Consider the following 14,345-nt stretch of genomic DNA (forward strand, 5'->3'; position numbering starts at 1 on the left):
CCGCGCCCCGGCGGAAGGGCGCAGTGGCGGGCCCGGCACTCGGGCGTCTCAGCCGGCGGGGCCGTCCGGCGTGCGGGTGGCGGAGCCGTCGGGGCGGGGGGTGTGGTCCGGGTGGTCGCGGGTCCGCCGCGCCTCCTTCAGCTCCGCCTCGTACAGGTGGCCGCGGCCCCCGGCCAGCCGGTCCACCGCCGACCGCTCCAGGTCCCTGAAGGCCTGGTAGTAGGTCCGGTCGTACGCCTCGACGATCTGGAACGTCCAGTGGCCGGGGATGACGTTGCGGCCCACGAGCTCCGTGCGGACGCGCTCCGCCCAGTCCTCGTGTCCGGCGGCGCGCAGCAGCTCGACCGCGCGGTCGAGCTCGAAGTCCGCCGAGCCGGTGAGCTGGTGGAACGCGAACAGGTGGCCGCGGGCGCACTCGGTCGTCTCCAGCGCCTTGGACAGGGAGCCGAGGGCCTCGACCGTCTCGTCGCTGACGCCCTCGGGGCGCCGGTGCCCGTCGTCATCCATGGTGCTCCAGCGGGTCGTGGCCCCAGTTCATCAGCGAGTACCGCCACCGGGTGTCCCCGACGTCGCCGGACGGGCGCTGGGCCAGGTGCCGGTGGACGTAGCCGACGACCTTGCGCATGTGCTCGTAGTCGTCGTCCGTGAGGTCGCCCTTGTTCTTCCGCAGGATCTCGACGATCCGGCGGCCGGACGCGTGTCCGACGGACTCGCCCCCGTCCTGGTGGTGCCCGGCGTCCCGCGACTCGTCGCTGTCGAGCCACGTGTCCAGTTCGGCCGGTGTCAAGTTCACCAGCTCGTGGAACTCGTCCCGGGTTTCCCTCTGCTCGTCGCCGTCCATGGCGCCCCGCTCCCTCTCCGGCTCACTTCTTCTTGAGCGCGGACGGCTTGTGGACCGCCGACCCGCCCGACTTGTCACTGCGGACCTGGTACTGCGGATCGTCGGAGGAGGCGTCCACGGTGCGGCCGGCCGCCTCGGTGCGCTCGGTGATCTTCTTCTCCACCTCGCCCTCGGTGCGGGAGCCGTGGCTGCTCCAGGTGACCTTGTCGCCCTTCTTCAGGTTCTCGCCGTCGTCGCGGTTCTTCGCCATCGTCCTGCTCCTTGTCGCGCGTGCCCCCCTGGCTCTCCCCCGGCCGCCCGGGTTCCCAGCCCGTGGCGGACCACTCGGCCGGGGGCCGGGGTCCCGGGCCGAACTATCCTGGTCACGGCCCCGGCGCCGCCGTGCCCGGGTCCGTCGCCGTCACCGCCGCCGTCGTCGTTCCAGGAGCAGCCCGTTGAACACCAGTACAGCGACCCCGGACAGCTACTACGAGCGGATCGACGAGCACCGCTACAAGCCCACCCCGCACGCGGGCGGGGCGTGGAGCGCGGACGAACAGCACTTCAGTCCGCTCGGCGGCCTGATCGTGCACGCCGTCGACCGCCATCTGGCGGGCCGTGCCGGTGCGGACCTGTCGATGAGCCGGATCAGCTTCGACATCCTGGGCCGTCCGGCGCTGGACGAGTGCGAGATACGAGTGGAGACCGTCCGCCCGGGACGCACGATCGAGCTGGTCGAGGCGACCGTGCTCATAGCGGGCCGGTCGGTGGCCCGCGCCAGGGCCTGGCTGCTGGCCGACGTGGACACGAGCGCCGTCGCGGGTGGCGGCGCCGACCGCCTCGCCGCGCCGGAGACGCTCGGGCGCTGGCCGATGGACACCGAGTGGCCGGGCGGATACATCGCCTCCCTGGACGTACGTCCGCTCGCACCGCCCTCCCCCGGCCGCACCACCGCCTGGGTCTCCACCGGTCTCGGCCTGGTCGCCGGGGAGAGCGCGAGCCCGCTGGCCTCCTACGTCGCGCTGGTCGACACCGCCAACGGCATCGCGGTGCGGCAGTCGCCGCGGGAGTGGATGTTCCCCAACGTCGACCTGACGCTGCACCTGCACCGCGCGCCGCGCGGCGGCTGGACCGGCCTCGACACCACCGTCGTCTTCGGACCGACCGGACAGGGCATCACCAGCACCGTGCTGCACGACGTGGACGGTCCGGTGGGCCACGCCCAGCAGCTGCTCACCGTCCGGCCGCTGCCCCGGTAGTCAGGACGAGGCGTCCGCGTACCCCGCCCGCCTCCAGCCTGCGGTGGGCCTCGGCCGTCTGCGACAGGGGCAGCCGGGCGGCGATGCGCGGGCGCGCGTTCATGCCGTGCCCGCCCGGGAGACGCCGGGGCGGGCTCCCGGCCGACGGGCCCGCTCCCTGCGTCCGCGCCGCGTCGGGCCCCAGGGCTTGAGGAGCGAGATGACCGTCATGAAGACGTACGCGGACAGCGAGACGACCGGACCGGCCAGCACGTCCCCCGCGTCGGGCAGGGCCTCGCCCGCGGCGACCGCGGCGACCGCGGAGTTCACGCCGGGCCGCAGCGCGAGGACCGTGGCGACGGTGGTGGCCGAGGTCAGCCAGAACTTCGTGAACACCCACCGGTGCCGGGCCAGACCCCACTGCGTGCCCAGGGCGAGCACCACACCGCTCGTCAGGGTGAGGAGGGCGAGGGGAAGCAGCAGCCAGTCGGCGAACAGCTTCATTGAGCGGACACTGGCCTCCACCGCGGTCGGGGAGGCGGTGGTGGCCGCGGTCGCGCCCAGCGCCAGCAGTCCGAGCGTGAGCCCGAGCCAGCTCGCGGAGGCGACGACGTGGACGACGAGGAGGCCCCGGCGTGCGGGGCGGCTGAGTTTCTTCACCCCGCCCACGCTGCCGGGGCACGGCGGCGAAGACGTCCGGCGGCGGGAGTAACCCCGGATACCGGCCCGGGCGTACTCGGCGGGGTGCCGCCGTGCCCCGGTCGGAGCAGCGCCGGGCCGCTCGCCGGGCGGGCGGTCGCCGTGCGCCCTAGCGTGACCGGTGCGACCGGTACCGACCGGTGCGTCGAGGAAACGCCTCTAGGAGTTCCCATGCGTCTGCCCGTCGAACTCAGGCACGTCGCCCCGCGACTGGCGACCGGGGCCTTCATTCTCAACTCCGGTCTGGCCAAGCGCGGGGCCGACGAGCAGACCGCCGCGATGATGCACGGGATGGCGAAGAACACCTATCCCTTCCTCGGGAAGGTCGAGCCCGGGAAGTTCGTCCGGCTGCTCTCCGCCGGCGAGATCGCGCTCGGCGCCGCGCTGCTCCTGCCGGTGGTTCCGACGGCCCTCGCGGGTGCCGGCCTGACCGCGTTCTCCGCCGGTCTCCTGGGCCTGTACCTGCGTACGCCCGGCATGCGGGAGGAGGGCGGCCTGCGCCCCACGCAGGAGGGCACCGCCCTGGCGAAGGACACCTGGATGCTGGGCATCGGGATCGGGTTCGTCGTCGACGGGATCCAGCGCCGGTGCCGGTGACGGCGACGGCGGCCGGTCCAACGGCCTAGACGACGGCTGCCGGTCCAGCGGCGTGGACGACGGCTGCCGGTCTAGCGGCGCAGGGGCGCCGACGTGTTCCAGTCGTCGTCCGGGCGGGCCAGCAGGGCCTCGATCGCGGCCTCCTCGGGCAGGGGGCCGTGGTCGCCCACCACCGTCAGCGCGGAGGCCGCCGCGATGTGGCCGAGGCGCAGCGCCCCGGTGAGGCCGGGGCCCCGCCACAGGCCGGCGAGGAATCCGGCGGCGAACGCGTCCCCCGCGCCGACGGGCTCCACCACTTCGACGGCCGGCGCGGGCACCGTGCACACACCCTCGTCGGTGAACGCGGTGGCGCCGCGCCCGCCGTCCTTGACGACAAGGACGCGCGGACCGCTCAGCAGCCCGCGCACGTCGGCGGGAGCGAGACCGGCGCCCCACAGGCCCTGCGCCTCGTCGAGGCCGACGAAGGCGATGTCGGCGCGGTCGGCCAGGTCGCGCAGGACCGAGGGCGCCGTGTCCGGCGGCCACAGCGCGGGGCGGTGGTTGACGTCGAAGCTGACGGCGTGGGTGCGCTCGTGCGGCGGCGTGTGCAGGGCCCGTTCCGCCAGGGCCCGGCAGGACGGGGAGAGGGCCGGGGTCACCCCGGTCAGGTGCAGCAGGGCCGCCGCGCCGACCCGTTCGTCGTCGAGGACGCCGGGGCCGAGGGCCGAGGCCGCGGAACCCTTCCGGTAGTAGTGCACGCGGGTGCCGTCCGGGTCGGGGTCCTTCAGCAGCAGGCCGGTCGGCCGGCCGGGGTCGGTGCGCACGCCGGACACGTCGACCCCCGCCTTGCCGACGGCCCCCGTCACCCGGCGGCCCAGCGCGTCGTCGCCGACCGCGGAGAGCCAGGAGACGGGCAGGCCGAGGTCGGCGAGGTACATGGCGACGTTCGACTCGGCTCCTGCCACCGACAGGCGCACCGACTCCGCGCCGTCCAGCGTGTCGGGCGGGGCCGGGGACATGGCGGCCATCGTCTCCCCGACGCAGACCACCGGGCCGCGTGGTGGGCGCCAGGGACGCACGGCGCTCATGCCCGCTCCCCCGTCGCCGTGGCCGTGGTGGAGGGCGCGCCTCGTTCCGTGCCCGCGGTCACGAGCCGCGCGGTACGCCGGTCGCCGTGTGCGCGCCTCATGGCCGGGCCTCTCGCACAGCGGCGCGGAACGCCCTGGCCCGGCTGCGCAGGGCGTCGAGGTCGCCTCCGTCGGCGGCGTCGCCGATCAGCGGGGAGCCGACACCGACCGCGGTGGCGCCGGCCGCCAGGTGGGCGCGGGCCGCCTCCTCGTCGACGCCGCCCACCGGTACGAGCGGTTCGTCGGGGAACGGTCCGCGCAGTGCCTTCACATAGTCGGGCCCGCCGGCCTGGGCCGCCGGGAAGATCTTGAGGGCGGCGGCCCCGAGGGTGCGGGCCATGATGACGTCGGTGGGCGTCATGACACCGGCCAGGACGGGCATGCCCAGTTCGCGGGCCTCGCTGACGCCCTCGCCGAGCCCGGGGGTGACGGCGAAGTCGGCGCCCGCCCGGTGGGCGGCACGGGCGTCCTCGGTGGTGAGGACCGTGCCGGCGCCCAGGGGCCTGCCGGGTCCGAGGGCGGCCCTGGCCCGCTCGATGACCCGGAGGGCGTCGGCGCCGGTCAGGGAGACCTCGACGAGTTCCACGCCCTCCTCGGTCAGGGTGAGTACGGTGCGCAGCGCGGCGTCGGGGTCGGTTCCGCGCACGATGGCGACGAGGCGGTGTGCTGTCAGGGCGGCTCGCAGGTCCACTGGCGGGCCTCCTTCTCGGGTTGGTGCGGGTCGGTCGGTCGTGCGGCGACGGCGACGGTCAGGCGCCGGCTCGCCCCGCCTGGGACGGGGACAGGGGGGGCGGTCGGGGTCACCACTCGGCGAACGACCCGTCCGGGTGCCGCCACACCGGGTTCCGCCAGGCGTGCCCGGCGCGGTCGGCGGCGCGTACGGCCTTCTCGTCGATGTCGACGCCGAGGCCCGGTGGCCGACGAGGTACTCGGCGAGGACGTCGACGGCGGCGCGGACGACCTCGGCGCGGCCCTCGACCACGGGTTCGCCCCAGCCGACCACGCCGTCGTCGGTCTCCACCCGGCAGAACAGCCAGCGGGGCGGAACGAGGAACGTCTCAATGCGGGTGATCTTCACTTAGCCGGACAGCCTTTCCGTGTCGTCGGAGTCACCGACGTCGGTGACATCGCTTACGTCGCTTACGTCGCTTACGCGGGTGACGTCGCCGACGCGGCGCTGGTCCCGGTGCGCCTGGTCGAGCAGGGCGCGCATCGCGGCCTCCGCCGCGTCCGGATCGCGGTCGCGGACGGCGTCCAGGACCGCCCGGTGCGCCGGTACCGGGTCGCCGCTGTGCGGGGAGCTGTGCACGATGCGGTCGCGGTGGGCGAGTCCGGACTCCAGCACCGCCCGCATGCGTTCGAGGAGTTCGTTGTGGGTGGCGGCGAGCAGGGCCCGGTGGAAGGCGAGGTCGGCGTCCACGGCGCGGGCCGGGCCCGCGTCCCGCTCCGCCATCGCGGCCAGCGCGGCGTCCAGCGCGGCGAGGTCGGCGTCGGTGCGGCGGGCGGCGGCGAGCCGGACGGCGGCCGGTTCGACGATCGCCCGCATCTCGGCGAGGTCGTGCAGCAGCGCCTGGTCGCGGCCGTTGCCGTCGGCACCCTCGAACCGCCAGCGCAGGACGTCGGCGTCGAGCAGGTTCCAGTCGGCGCGGGAGCGGACGAAGGTGCCGCGCTTCTGACGGGCGTCGATCATCCCCTTGGCGGCCAGCACCTTCAGCGACTCGCGCAGCGCGGTCAGGCTCACGTCCAGCTCGCTCCGGAGTGCGACCAGGTCGAGCGTGGCACCCTCGGGGATCCGTCCGCCGAGGATGCGGCGGGCGAGGGCTTCCACGGTCTGGCCGTGCACGCCGCGGCGGGCGTAGGGAGTCATGCCGCTGACCCTCCCCCGGCCGGGAACCCCTCGTCAATATTTATTACTAATTTATTCTCATCACTTCAAAGAGGGCTTCCACGAATCCCCATCCTCGACGGCGGCACGCCCTTCCCTCCTGGCCCCATCCCGTCGGCAGCCGTCACTTTTCCCTCTGGGAGCAGGGGCGTCCGGCTCGTACGTTCGGAACCTGTCCACTCCACACCGAACCACCCCCGGAGGGTCTCTCCATGCATGCCCAGATCATCCTGTTCGACGGCTTCGACCCGCTCGACGTCGTCGCCCCCTACGAGGTGCTGACCGCCGGCGGCACCGCCTCGGGGGGCGCGGTGACGGTGGAGCTGGTCTCCGCCGAGGGGCCGCGCGAGGTGGTGAGCGGCACCGGCGGGCTGGCCCTGCGCGCCACGGCCGCCCTCGCCCCGGACCGCCCCGGCCTGATCGTGATCCCCGGCGCGTCCGGGCGGGTGGGGGACCCCGCCGACGCCCCCACCGACGCCCCCGCCGACGGTGCCGGGACACCGGGATCCACGGGAGCGGACGAGTCCATTCCCGTACTGCTGGGCCGCACCCTGAACACCCGTCTGCCCGCGCTGCTCAAGGAGGCGATGGTCCATCCCGAGGTGGTGGTCGCGGGCGTCTGCGGCGGCTCACTCGTCCTGGCCATGGCCGGGCTCCTGGCGGGGCGCCGTGCCACGACCCACCACATGGGCCTGGACACGCTCGACGCCACCGGCGTGCACGCGGTGCGCGCCCGCGTGGTGGACGACGGCGACCTCGTCACCGGGGCCGGCGTCACCTCCGGCCTCGACCTCGCCCTCTACCTGCTGGAACGGGAGGTGGGCCCGCGCATCGCGCACGCCGTGGAGGAGCTCTTCGCCCATGAGCGCCGCGGCACCGTCTGGCGCGCCGAGGGCCCCGAACCCGCCCCGTTCTGACACCCGCCCGTGAAGACTCCGGGCACCTTCCGACCTCAATCCCCTTTGTGGTGTTTCACCCTTTTCCTCACTGGTGACTCGAACGGCGGACATCCACATGCGACGAGGTGAGAAACATGCTGGTGCTGGGTCTCCTGCTCATGGCGGGCGCCGCCGCCTTCGCGGGCCTGCTGATCGCGTACAACCTGTCCGGCGGTCCGGACTACACGGTGACTCTCCTGGGGAGCGATCCATTCACGATCAGTACGCTCGGAGCCTTCCTCGGCGGTATCGCCCTGACCTTGATCTTCGGCCTGGGCATGTGGATGCTCCTGGCCGGAACGGTACTGGCGCGCCACCGCAGCAAGAAGCGCCGCAGGGACCGGGAGTCCGCCAAGCAGGCCGCGACGGAGCGTGACGTACTGGCCGGCCGGCTGGAGGACGGCGGCTCGACCACCGACGCGGGGAGCGAGGCCGCCGGGCACCGTCGGCCGGCGGCCCACCGGCCGGGGTGGCTGCGGCCGCACGGCCACCACTGAGGACGGGAAGGGCGGTCGGTGCCGCGATCCGCGCAAGCGGATCGCGGCACCGCCGCCTGCCACGGGCCGCAGCCGGGGAGCCCCCGCGCAATCAGCCGCCGAGGCCGGGAAGGTCGCGGAGCTGCCTGCGGGAGCCGATGCCGAGCTTGCGGAAGATGTTGCGCAGGTGGGCGTCGACGGTGCGCGGGGAGAGGAAGAGCCGGGCGGCGACCTCCTTGGAGGTGGCGCCGGTGCCGACCAGCCGGGCGATGCAGACCTCCTGCTCGGTGAGCCCGACGAGGCCGGGCCCGGAGCGGGTGCGGGCGGGTTCGCCCGCGGCACGCAGTTCCCCGGCGGCCCGCCGGGCGAACGCCTCGGCGCCGACGTCGGTCAGCATCTCGTGGGCGAGCCGCAGCTGTTGACGGCACTCCCGGCCACGCCGCGCCCGGCGCAGCCACTGCCCGTACAGGAGGCGGGCCCTGGCCCGGTACGGGACCAGCGGGCTCTCGTCGAGGTGTTCGACGGCCTGGCGGTAGTCGTCCTCGACGCCGGTCACCAGGCCCCGCGCGTACGCGGCGATGCCGAGACCCGTGGGAGTGCCGACGGCGTCGGTGCGCTCGGTCAGCGAGGCGAGGGCGGTGACGGCGGTCGCGTGCTCGCCGCAGCGGACGGCCGCCTCGATCAGCTCGGGCAGGGAGAAGCCCGCGAGGAAGAGGTCGCCGTCGGCCACGGCCTGCCGGGCCGCGTCCAGCGCGGTCGGATGGTCGCCGAGGGCGTTGTGCAGCAGCGCCTTCGCCCAGTGCGTGTTGGCGATCAGCTGTCCGGCGCCCGTCGCCCGCGCCGCGGCGGTGACCGACGCGAAGAGCGGCAGCGCCTCCTCCCGGCGGCCGCGCATCGCGGCAAGTTGCAGCCGGTGATAGGTCACCGGGTGGCCGTCCGTGGCGTCGGCGATCGCCTCCTCCTCGGCGATCGCCGCCATCGCCCGTCCGAGGTCGCCGGTGAGGACGGCGTAGGACGCCGATTGGGCGAGTCCCAGGCGCAGCAGGTGCGGCGATCCGGCGTCACGGCCGGCGCGCACCAGCCACTCGGCGATGGTCGCGTGGGTGTGCGGATCCCACAGTTCACCGGCGAGCATGGCGGCGAGCGCGGGACGGCGGGTCCACAGGGGGGTGGTGTCGCCGTCGAGGACGCTGCGCATCAGCGGGTATGCGGCCCGGTGCCCGTCCGCGGCCAGCCGGATCAACGCGTCCAGGACGTCGGGGCTGGTCGACGGCGGTGCGGACCGCGCCTCGGCCAGCACCCTGTCCATCACACCGGTGGCCCGGCCCACGACCAGGCTCATCTCCACCGCGTCAAGGAAGCAGTCGCGGGACCTTTCGGGGTCGAGGTCCGCCAGGTGCCGCGCGGCGCGCAGCACGAAGGCGGGGCCCCTCTCGTCGGTGCGCCGCAGGAAGGCGAGCCGGCCCCTCAACAGGTCGACGCGGGCCTGCCGGCCGGTGTCCGGCGCGGTGTCCTCGACGGTGGTCAGGAGCCGTGCCGCCGCGTCGACGGCGCCCGCGTCGGCGTGGGCCCGCACGGCGGTGAGCGTCCGTTCGGCCCGTTCGCCGGCGCCCGGCGACAGGGCCGCCGCGCGTTCGAGGAAGGCCGCCGCGGCCGCCGTTCCGCCCCGCGAGCGGGCCCGGGCCGCGGATCGTTCCAGTTCCGCGGCGACCTCCTCGTCGGGGCCCGTGCAGGCCTGGGCCCGGTGCCAGGCCCGCCGGTCGGGGTCGGCGGCCGGGTCGGTGACCTCGGCCAGCACCCGGTGGGCCAGCCGGCACAGCCGGGCGTCCGCCGCCCGGTAGACCGCGGACCTGGCCAGCGGGTGGCAGAAGCGGACGCGGGTGCCGAAGTCGATCAGCCCGGTGGCGGTCGCCGCCGCGCCTGCCTCCTCCGGGTCGATCCCCAGGCGCCCCGCGGCGGGCCACAGCAGGCCCGGGTCACCCGTCGGGTCGGCGCTCGCGACGGTCAGCAGCAGTCGCGCGCCCTCGGGCAGACCGACCAGGCGGGACCGGTAACCGCGTTCGATCCGCGTGGGCACCGACGCGGTGTCCGGCGGCGCGAACCCGCCGGCCCGGGGCAGTTCGAGCAGGGCCAGGGGGTTGCCGCCCGCCTCGGCGACGATCTGCTCGCGGACCCGGGCGTCGAGCGTCACGTGGCTCGGGGCCGAGAGCAGCGTCCGGGCGTCGGTGTCGCTCAGCCCGCCGAGGAGCAGGCCGGGCAGCTCGTCCAGCTCGCCGGACGCACTGGGGCCGCGGACGGCGAACAGCAGGGCGACGGGTTCGCCGGCGACCCGGCGGGCGAGGAACGCCAGTACCTTCAACGACGCCTTGTCCAGCCACTGCGCGTCGTCGATCAGACAGAGGAGCGGACGCTCGCGGGCCGCCGAGGACAGCAGCGCCAGGGCCGCGAGGCCGATGCGGAACACGTCCGCCGCCTCCGCGCCCAGACCGAAGGTGTTCCGCAGGGTCTCGGCGTGCTCGGCGGGCAGCTGCGCGAGGCGCGGCAGCAGCGGCGCGCACAGGTGGTGGAGGGCGGCGAACGGCAGTTCCTCCTCGTACTGCGCCCCGGACGCCCGGACGGTCCGCAGGCCGCCGGCCGTCCGGGCGTGCTCCAGGAGTGCGGTCTTGCCCATGCCCGCCTCGCCGAGCAGCACCAGTGCCCCGCCCCGGCCCGCGCGCGCGGCACCGGTCAGCTCGTCGATGTGCGCGATCTCGTCCCGTCGGCCGACGAGTCGGGCCCCCGGCCCGCGGGGTGGCGCGGCGGAGCCGGTCACGGGAGGCTTCACGGCGGTCCCGTCGGCAGTCCGGGCGTCCGCACGTGACCGCCGGGCGCTCCGGAGGGAGGCCGCCCGAGGCGGCTCCGGGCGAGCCGAGGAGGGGGGATACGGGCGGGCCGAGAGGGGATGCGGGCGGGCCGAGGGGGGATGCGGCTCATGGGTCGTCCTTCGTGGAAGCGCCCCTCCCGGCACAACAGGCAGGCAGTCGGCCGGGACGGCACGGGAGGCGGCCGGGGTCCCGGCCCCGCGCCGGGCGGGGCCGGGGAGAGGACGGGTCAGCAGCCGGCGCGGGATTCCGCCGCGGCCTTGAGGTCCTTCAGCCAGACCTCCAGGCCCGCGCCGAGCGCCTCGGTCGAGAGGTCGACGTCCGCCTCGGCCTGGTCACCGGTCCAGGTCTCCTCGGTGCGCACGAGGGTGCCGCCCCTGACCTTGGTGAAGGTCCAGACGTGCGTTCCCTCGTCGATGTGGATCGCCTCGCTGGTCGCGGGGCCGGTCCAGCGGACGCACTGGTCGCGCCGGAGCTGCTGGACGGTCGAGGTGACCTCCAGGGTCGTCGCGGGCGTGGCGGGGGTGGCCGGGACCGGGGTGGTCCACCGGAAGGCGGAGCCCGGACGCAGGGGTCCGTGGTCGAGGCGCTCACTGGTGGAGACGGCGTCCTGCCAGGTCGGCCACTGCTCGACGTCCGTCTGCGTCCTGAAGACGGTGCTCAGCGGTGCGTCGATCAGGATCTGGGAGCGGTAGCGGACGACGGCGTCGGGGTCGGTGCCCTGCCCGCGGCACTCGATCGCGCCGGTGTGACCGTCGTGGTGGCGGCCGGAGGCGGCCTGCGCGGGCCCGGTGGCCGCGAGGACCGTGCCGGCCGCGGCGAGACAGAGGGCGAGCGCCGTCGTGTGCTTGGCGAAACGGGAACGGGTCAGGGACATGGATCGGGTTCCTTCTGTAGGGAGCCGAGTGTTCGGCAGTGGATTCCGCAGGAACTTACAGACGTAAGCCTACGGGCGTAATAAGGCGGCACACAAGCATGTACAACCTTAAGTTTTGCGTCGTAAGGTTACGAGCATGAGACAAGCCGAGGAGACAACGCCGGGACCACCCCCGCGAGTCCGCGCACGCAACCGGCGGGGCGAGGGCGGCCGACTGCGGGAGGACATCGTCTTCGCCGCCGCGGCGCTGCTGGACGAGACCGGCGACGAGCGTGCGATCACCCTGCGATCGGTCGCCCGCCGGGTCGGGATCTCCGCACCCTCGATCTATCCGCACTTCGCCGACCAGCCCGCGATCATGCTGGCCGTCGTCCGGCGGGAGTTCGCCGCACTGGAGCGGCACCTGCGCACCGCCGTCCACCGGGCCGGCGACGACCCGCGGGACCGGCTCCGCGCCCTGTGCCGCGCCTACCTCGGTTACGCGCAGCGCCACCCCGGGCGCTACCGCACGATGTTCGGCGGCCTCTGGATGCCGACCCTCGACGGCAGTTCACTGACCGAGGAGGACCTGACCGGCCTCGGCACGACGGCCCTGGGCGTGGTCGCGGACACGCTCGCGGACTGCGTCGCCTCGGGCCAGTCCTCGGCGGCCGACCCGCGGCTCGACGCCGTCACCCTCTGGCTCTGCCTGCACGGGCTCGCCCAGCAGCGCGCCGTGAGCCGCACCTTCCCGTGGCCCGGGGAGAGCATCGCGGACGCCATCCTCACCCGTGTGGCCCGGCTCGAAGACGCCTGACCGGGGCCTTCGCCGGCCGCGGGAGCCACGGACCGCCGACGGGACAATGCGATGCGGGTGGCGCGGAACATCGAATTCTCCTGGATCACAAGGTTCTCGGTGCGGGGGAACACCGAACCAGGATTCCGGCCGCATTCCACGGTTCGCGTCGGCGATCACCACCTAGGGGCGCCGGTCCCGCGACGGCCGGTGGAACAAGTCTCAAAGCATGCTCACGAATTGCACACATCCTCTCTACATACTGGTTCCGATGGTCTAGATTGACCGTGCTTCAGCTGTTCGGACATGAGGCGACCAATGATGATCTATGGGTGCGACTGCCGGTAAAACAGGCAGCCGGGTCCACGCGTCGGGGATGGGGAGCAGCCGGCAGGTCGTGCGCGGGGAGGCGGGGGCCTCCCGTGGGGAGGAGCGGCGCGGCGCAGGGAGGCGGGGGCCTCCCGAGATGCACACAACAGTGTTGGGCGAATACGTCGTACCACTGGGGACCTGGGGGGTTCTGTGCGACAAGGGGGACTGCTCAGCCCGTTCACGTCCACGGGCGGGCCCGTGGACGTGAACGGGGCGGTCGACCGGACCGGGACGGACTGGGAGCAGCGGTACCGCCGTACCGTGATCACCAGCGACACCGTGACCACCGCCACCGTGGCGGCGGGCATCGGCAATTTCTTCGGGGTCCGGGACGCCGCCGACTGGCACGACAAGTGGGTCATCCTGGCGTGCGGCACCGAGGTGCTGGTGCTGGGTGCGCTCGCGGTGAGCCGTTCGTGGTCCCCGGCGGTACTCGGCCAGGGCGCCGAGGAATTCCGCCGGCTGGGCCGCTCACTGTTCATGGCGACCGTGGTGCTGGCGCTCGGCGGAATAGCGCTGACCTCGCGCAACATCAAACTCTGGATCTTCGTCGCCATTCCCGCCATCGCGGTCGTCACCATGATCGCGCGCTATTCGCTGCGCGTCCGGCTGCACCGGCAGCGCAAGAGGGGACGCTGCCTGAGGCCGGTGCTCGCTGCCGGGAGCCCCGCCACCGTCAGCGATCTGATCGCCCGGACCCGGAGGTTCCCGCACCTCGGGTGGCGGGTGGACGCGGTGTGCCTGACGGGCGGTCGCGGACCCGGCGGCGACCAGTTGGACGGAGTACCGGTCGTCGGCCCGCTGGCGGACGTCGCCGACCACGTCCACCGCCACGGCTACCGGGTCGTCGCGGTCACACCGGACCCGCACTGGTCGCCGCACCGGCTGCAGCGGCTGGCCTGGAACCTCGAGGGCAGTGACGCCGAGATGGTCGTCGCGCCCGTGCTGATGGAGGTGGCCGGCCCCCGGCTGCACGTGGACGCGGTGCTCGGCATCCCGCTGCTGCGGGTCAGCATGCCGGCCTTCACCGGCGGCCGGCGCGCGGTCAAGGAAGTCGTCGACCGGGTGGGCGCCACGCTGCTGCTGGTCGCCTTCGCACCGCTGATGGTGCTCGTCGCCCTGCTCGTCCTGGCCGACAGCCGGGGTGGCGTCCTTTACCGCCAGCGCCGGGTCGGCAAGGACGGCCGCGAGTTCACCATCGTCAAGTTCCGCACCATGGTCGCCGGGGCCGAGGGGGCGCGGGCCGCGCTGGCCGACCGCAACGAGGGCGCGGGCCTGCTGTTCAAGCTCCGCCGGGACCCGCGGGTGACCCGGGTGGGGGCGGTGCTGCGCCGGTACTCCGTCGACGAACTCCCCCAGCTCTTCAACGTACTGACCGGATCGATGTCGCTCGTCGGCCCGCGGCCCCCGCTGCCGGAGGAGTCCGCCGCGTACGGCCCCGACATCCGAAGACGGCTGCTGGTCAAACCCGGCCTCACCGGCCTGTGGCAGATCAGCGGACGCAGCGACCTGCCGTGGGAGGAGGCGGTCCGGCTGGACCTGCGGTACGTGGAGGACTGGTCGCTCGCCCTGGACACGGTGATCTTGTGGAAGACCCTGCGCGCGGTGCTCCTCGGACAGGGGGCCTACTGATGAGCCGGGTACGTCGGGCCGGTGCACGGACCGCAGGCCGCCGGGGCCTGCCTGGGGGGAGGAACGGGT

15 protein-coding genes and 1 pseudogene are annotated in these 14,345 nt (G+C 74.2%); 6 read left to right on the top strand and 10 right to left on the bottom strand.

All coding sequences use genetic code 11. The features are described 5' to 3' along the window. Positions 1-48: 48 nt before the first annotated feature. From IG94_RS0105945 to IG94_RS0105955, 3 genes are read right to left on the bottom strand one after another with little or no spacing between them, the layout of a single operon-like run. Positions 49-507: a hypothetical protein gene (locus IG94_RS0105945; RefSeq protein ID WP_031032063.1), complete on the bottom strand. Its 459-nt coding sequence runs from the start codon at positions 505-507 to the stop codon at positions 49-51. Further along, on the bottom strand, positions 500-841 hold the full coding sequence (locus IG94_RS0105950) for a DUF3140 domain-containing protein (protein WP_031032065.1): 342 nt from the start codon (positions 839-841) through the stop codon (positions 500-502). The genes IG94_RS0105945 and IG94_RS0105950 overlap by 8 nt, the downstream gene beginning before the upstream one ends. Before the next feature lie 22 nt (positions 842-863). Beyond that, the gene (locus IG94_RS0105955; RefSeq protein ID WP_031032066.1) at positions 864-1,091 is read right to left on the bottom strand and encodes a hypervirulence associated TUDOR domain-containing protein; all 228 of its coding nucleotides are present in this window, start codon (positions 1,089-1,091) and stop codon (positions 864-866) included. Positions 1,092-1,275: 184 nt separating this feature from the next. Here IG94_RS0105955 and IG94_RS0105960 point away from each other — a divergent pair, with 184 nt between their 5' ends. Continuing rightward, positions 1,276-2,079, top strand: a complete 804-nt coding sequence (locus tag IG94_RS0105960) for a thioesterase family protein (protein ID WP_031032067.1) — start codon at positions 1,276-1,278, stop codon at positions 2,077-2,079. A 99-nt stretch (positions 2,080-2,178) separates the two neighbouring features. On the opposite strand, the gene IG94_RS0105970 is transcribed toward IG94_RS0105960, so the two are convergent. Further along, the gene (locus IG94_RS0105970; protein ID WP_031032070.1) at positions 2,179-2,727 is read right to left on the bottom strand and encodes a hypothetical protein; all 549 of its coding nucleotides are present in this window, start codon (positions 2,725-2,727) and stop codon (positions 2,179-2,181) included. 201 nt (positions 2,728-2,928) lie between these two features. On the opposite strand from IG94_RS0105970, the gene IG94_RS0105975 reads away from it, so the two are divergent. Continuing rightward, a complete protein-coding gene (locus IG94_RS0105975) occupies positions 2,929-3,354 on the top strand; it encodes a hypothetical protein (RefSeq protein ID WP_031032072.1) in 426 nt (141 codons plus the stop codon). Positions 3,355-3,425: 71 nt separating this feature from the next. Here the strand turns inward: IG94_RS0105975 and IG94_RS0105980 are convergent, their stop codons facing one another. The 4 genes and pseudogenes from IG94_RS0105980 to IG94_RS0105995 all read right to left on the bottom strand — a co-directional run bounded on the left by IG94_RS0105980 (position 3,426) and on the right by IG94_RS0105995 (position 6,327). Continuing rightward, positions 3,426-4,421, bottom strand: coding sequence for a sugar kinase (locus IG94_RS0105980; protein ID WP_043482975.1), 996 nt, complete (start codon positions 4,419-4,421; stop codon positions 3,426-3,428). Positions 4,422-4,518: 97 nt separating this feature from the next. Beyond that, complete coding sequence (locus IG94_RS0105985; protein ID WP_031032077.1) at positions 4,519-5,151, bottom strand: bifunctional 4-hydroxy-2-oxoglutarate aldolase/2-dehydro-3-deoxy-phosphogluconate aldolase; 633 nt, start codon at positions 5,149-5,151, stop codon at positions 4,519-4,521. A gap of 222 nt (positions 5,152-5,373) precedes the next feature. Further along, positions 5,374-5,538, bottom strand: a pseudogene (locus IG94_RS40215) (galactonate dehydratase); the annotation flags it as partial. After that, positions 5,539-6,327: a FadR/GntR family transcriptional regulator gene (locus IG94_RS0105995; protein ID WP_078892167.1), complete on the bottom strand. Its 789-nt coding sequence runs from the start codon at positions 6,325-6,327 to the stop codon at positions 5,539-5,541. 230 nt (positions 6,328-6,557) lie between these two features. On the opposite strand from IG94_RS0105995, the gene IG94_RS0106000 reads away from it, so the two are divergent. After that, the gene (locus IG94_RS0106000) at positions 6,558-7,262 is read left to right on the top strand and encodes a DJ-1/PfpI family protein (protein WP_031032085.1); all 705 of its coding nucleotides are present in this window, start codon (positions 6,558-6,560) and stop codon (positions 7,260-7,262) included. Between the two features lie 116 nt (positions 7,263-7,378). Beyond that, entirely contained in the window at positions 7,379-7,780 is a 402-nt protein-coding gene (locus IG94_RS0106005) for a hypothetical protein (RefSeq protein WP_031032086.1), read from the top strand. A 91-nt stretch (positions 7,781-7,871) separates the two neighbouring features. Here the strand turns inward: IG94_RS0106005 and IG94_RS0106010 are convergent, their stop codons facing one another. Further along, positions 7,872-10,571, bottom strand: a complete 2,700-nt coding sequence (locus tag IG94_RS0106010; protein WP_211269654.1) for an AAA family ATPase — start codon at positions 10,569-10,571, stop codon at positions 7,872-7,874. Positions 10,572-10,849: 278 nt separating this feature from the next. Continuing rightward, a complete protein-coding gene (locus IG94_RS0106015; protein ID WP_043482978.1) occupies positions 10,850-11,497 on the bottom strand; it encodes an SRPBCC family protein in 648 nt (215 codons plus the stop codon). Between the two features lie 136 nt (positions 11,498-11,633). Between IG94_RS0106015 and IG94_RS0106020 the strand changes: the two genes are divergently transcribed. Beyond that, entirely contained in the window at positions 11,634-12,293 is a 660-nt protein-coding gene (locus IG94_RS0106020; RefSeq protein WP_031032096.1) for a TetR/AcrR family transcriptional regulator, read from the top strand. A 501-nt stretch (positions 12,294-12,794) separates the two neighbouring features. Further along, on the top strand, positions 12,795-14,276 hold the full coding sequence (locus IG94_RS0106025; RefSeq protein WP_031032098.1) for a sugar transferase: 1,482 nt from the start codon (positions 12,795-12,797) through the stop codon (positions 14,274-14,276). Positions 14,277-14,345 lie beyond the last annotated feature (69 nt).

The organism is Streptomyces olivaceus (assembly GCF_000721235.1).
Classification (GTDB): domain Bacteria; phylum Actinomycetota; class Actinomycetes; order Streptomycetales; family Streptomycetaceae; genus Streptomyces; species Streptomyces olivaceus.

What these genes read in the sequence shown, in the direction of transcription:
- IG94_RS0105945 (WP_031032063.1), bottom strand. Translation starts at nt 507, where the DNA reads ATGGATGACGACGGGCACCGGCGCCCCGAGGGCGTCAGCGACGAGACG.
- IG94_RS0105950 (WP_031032065.1), bottom strand. Translation starts at nt 841, where the DNA reads ATGGACGGCGACGAGCAGAGGGAAACCCGGGACGAGTTCCACGAGCTG.
- IG94_RS0105955 (WP_031032066.1), bottom strand. Translation starts at nt 1,091, where the DNA reads ATGGCGAAGAACCGCGACGACGGCGAGAACCTGAAGAAGGGCGACAAG.
- IG94_RS0105975 (WP_031032072.1), top strand. Translation starts at nt 2,929, where the DNA reads ATGCGTCTGCCCGTCGAACTCAGGCACGTCGCCCCGCGACTGGCGACC.
- IG94_RS0105980 (WP_043482975.1), bottom strand. Translation starts at nt 4,421, where the DNA reads ATGAGCGCCGTGCGTCCCTGGCGCCCACCACGCGGCCCGGTGGTCTGC.
- IG94_RS0105995 (WP_078892167.1), bottom strand. Translation starts at nt 6,327, where the DNA reads ATGACTCCCTACGCCCGCCGCGGCGTGCACGGCCAGACCGTGGAAGCC.
- IG94_RS0106000 (WP_031032085.1), top strand. Translation starts at nt 6,558, where the DNA reads ATGCATGCCCAGATCATCCTGTTCGACGGCTTCGACCCGCTCGACGTC.
- IG94_RS0106005 (WP_031032086.1), top strand. Translation starts at nt 7,379, where the DNA reads ATGCTGGTGCTGGGTCTCCTGCTCATGGCGGGCGCCGCCGCCTTCGCG.
- IG94_RS0106015 (WP_043482978.1), bottom strand. Translation starts at nt 11,497, where the DNA reads ATGTCCCTGACCCGTTCCCGTTTCGCCAAGCACACGACGGCGCTCGCC.
- IG94_RS0106020 (WP_031032096.1), top strand. Translation starts at nt 11,634, where the DNA reads ATGAGACAAGCCGAGGAGACAACGCCGGGACCACCCCCGCGAGTCCGC.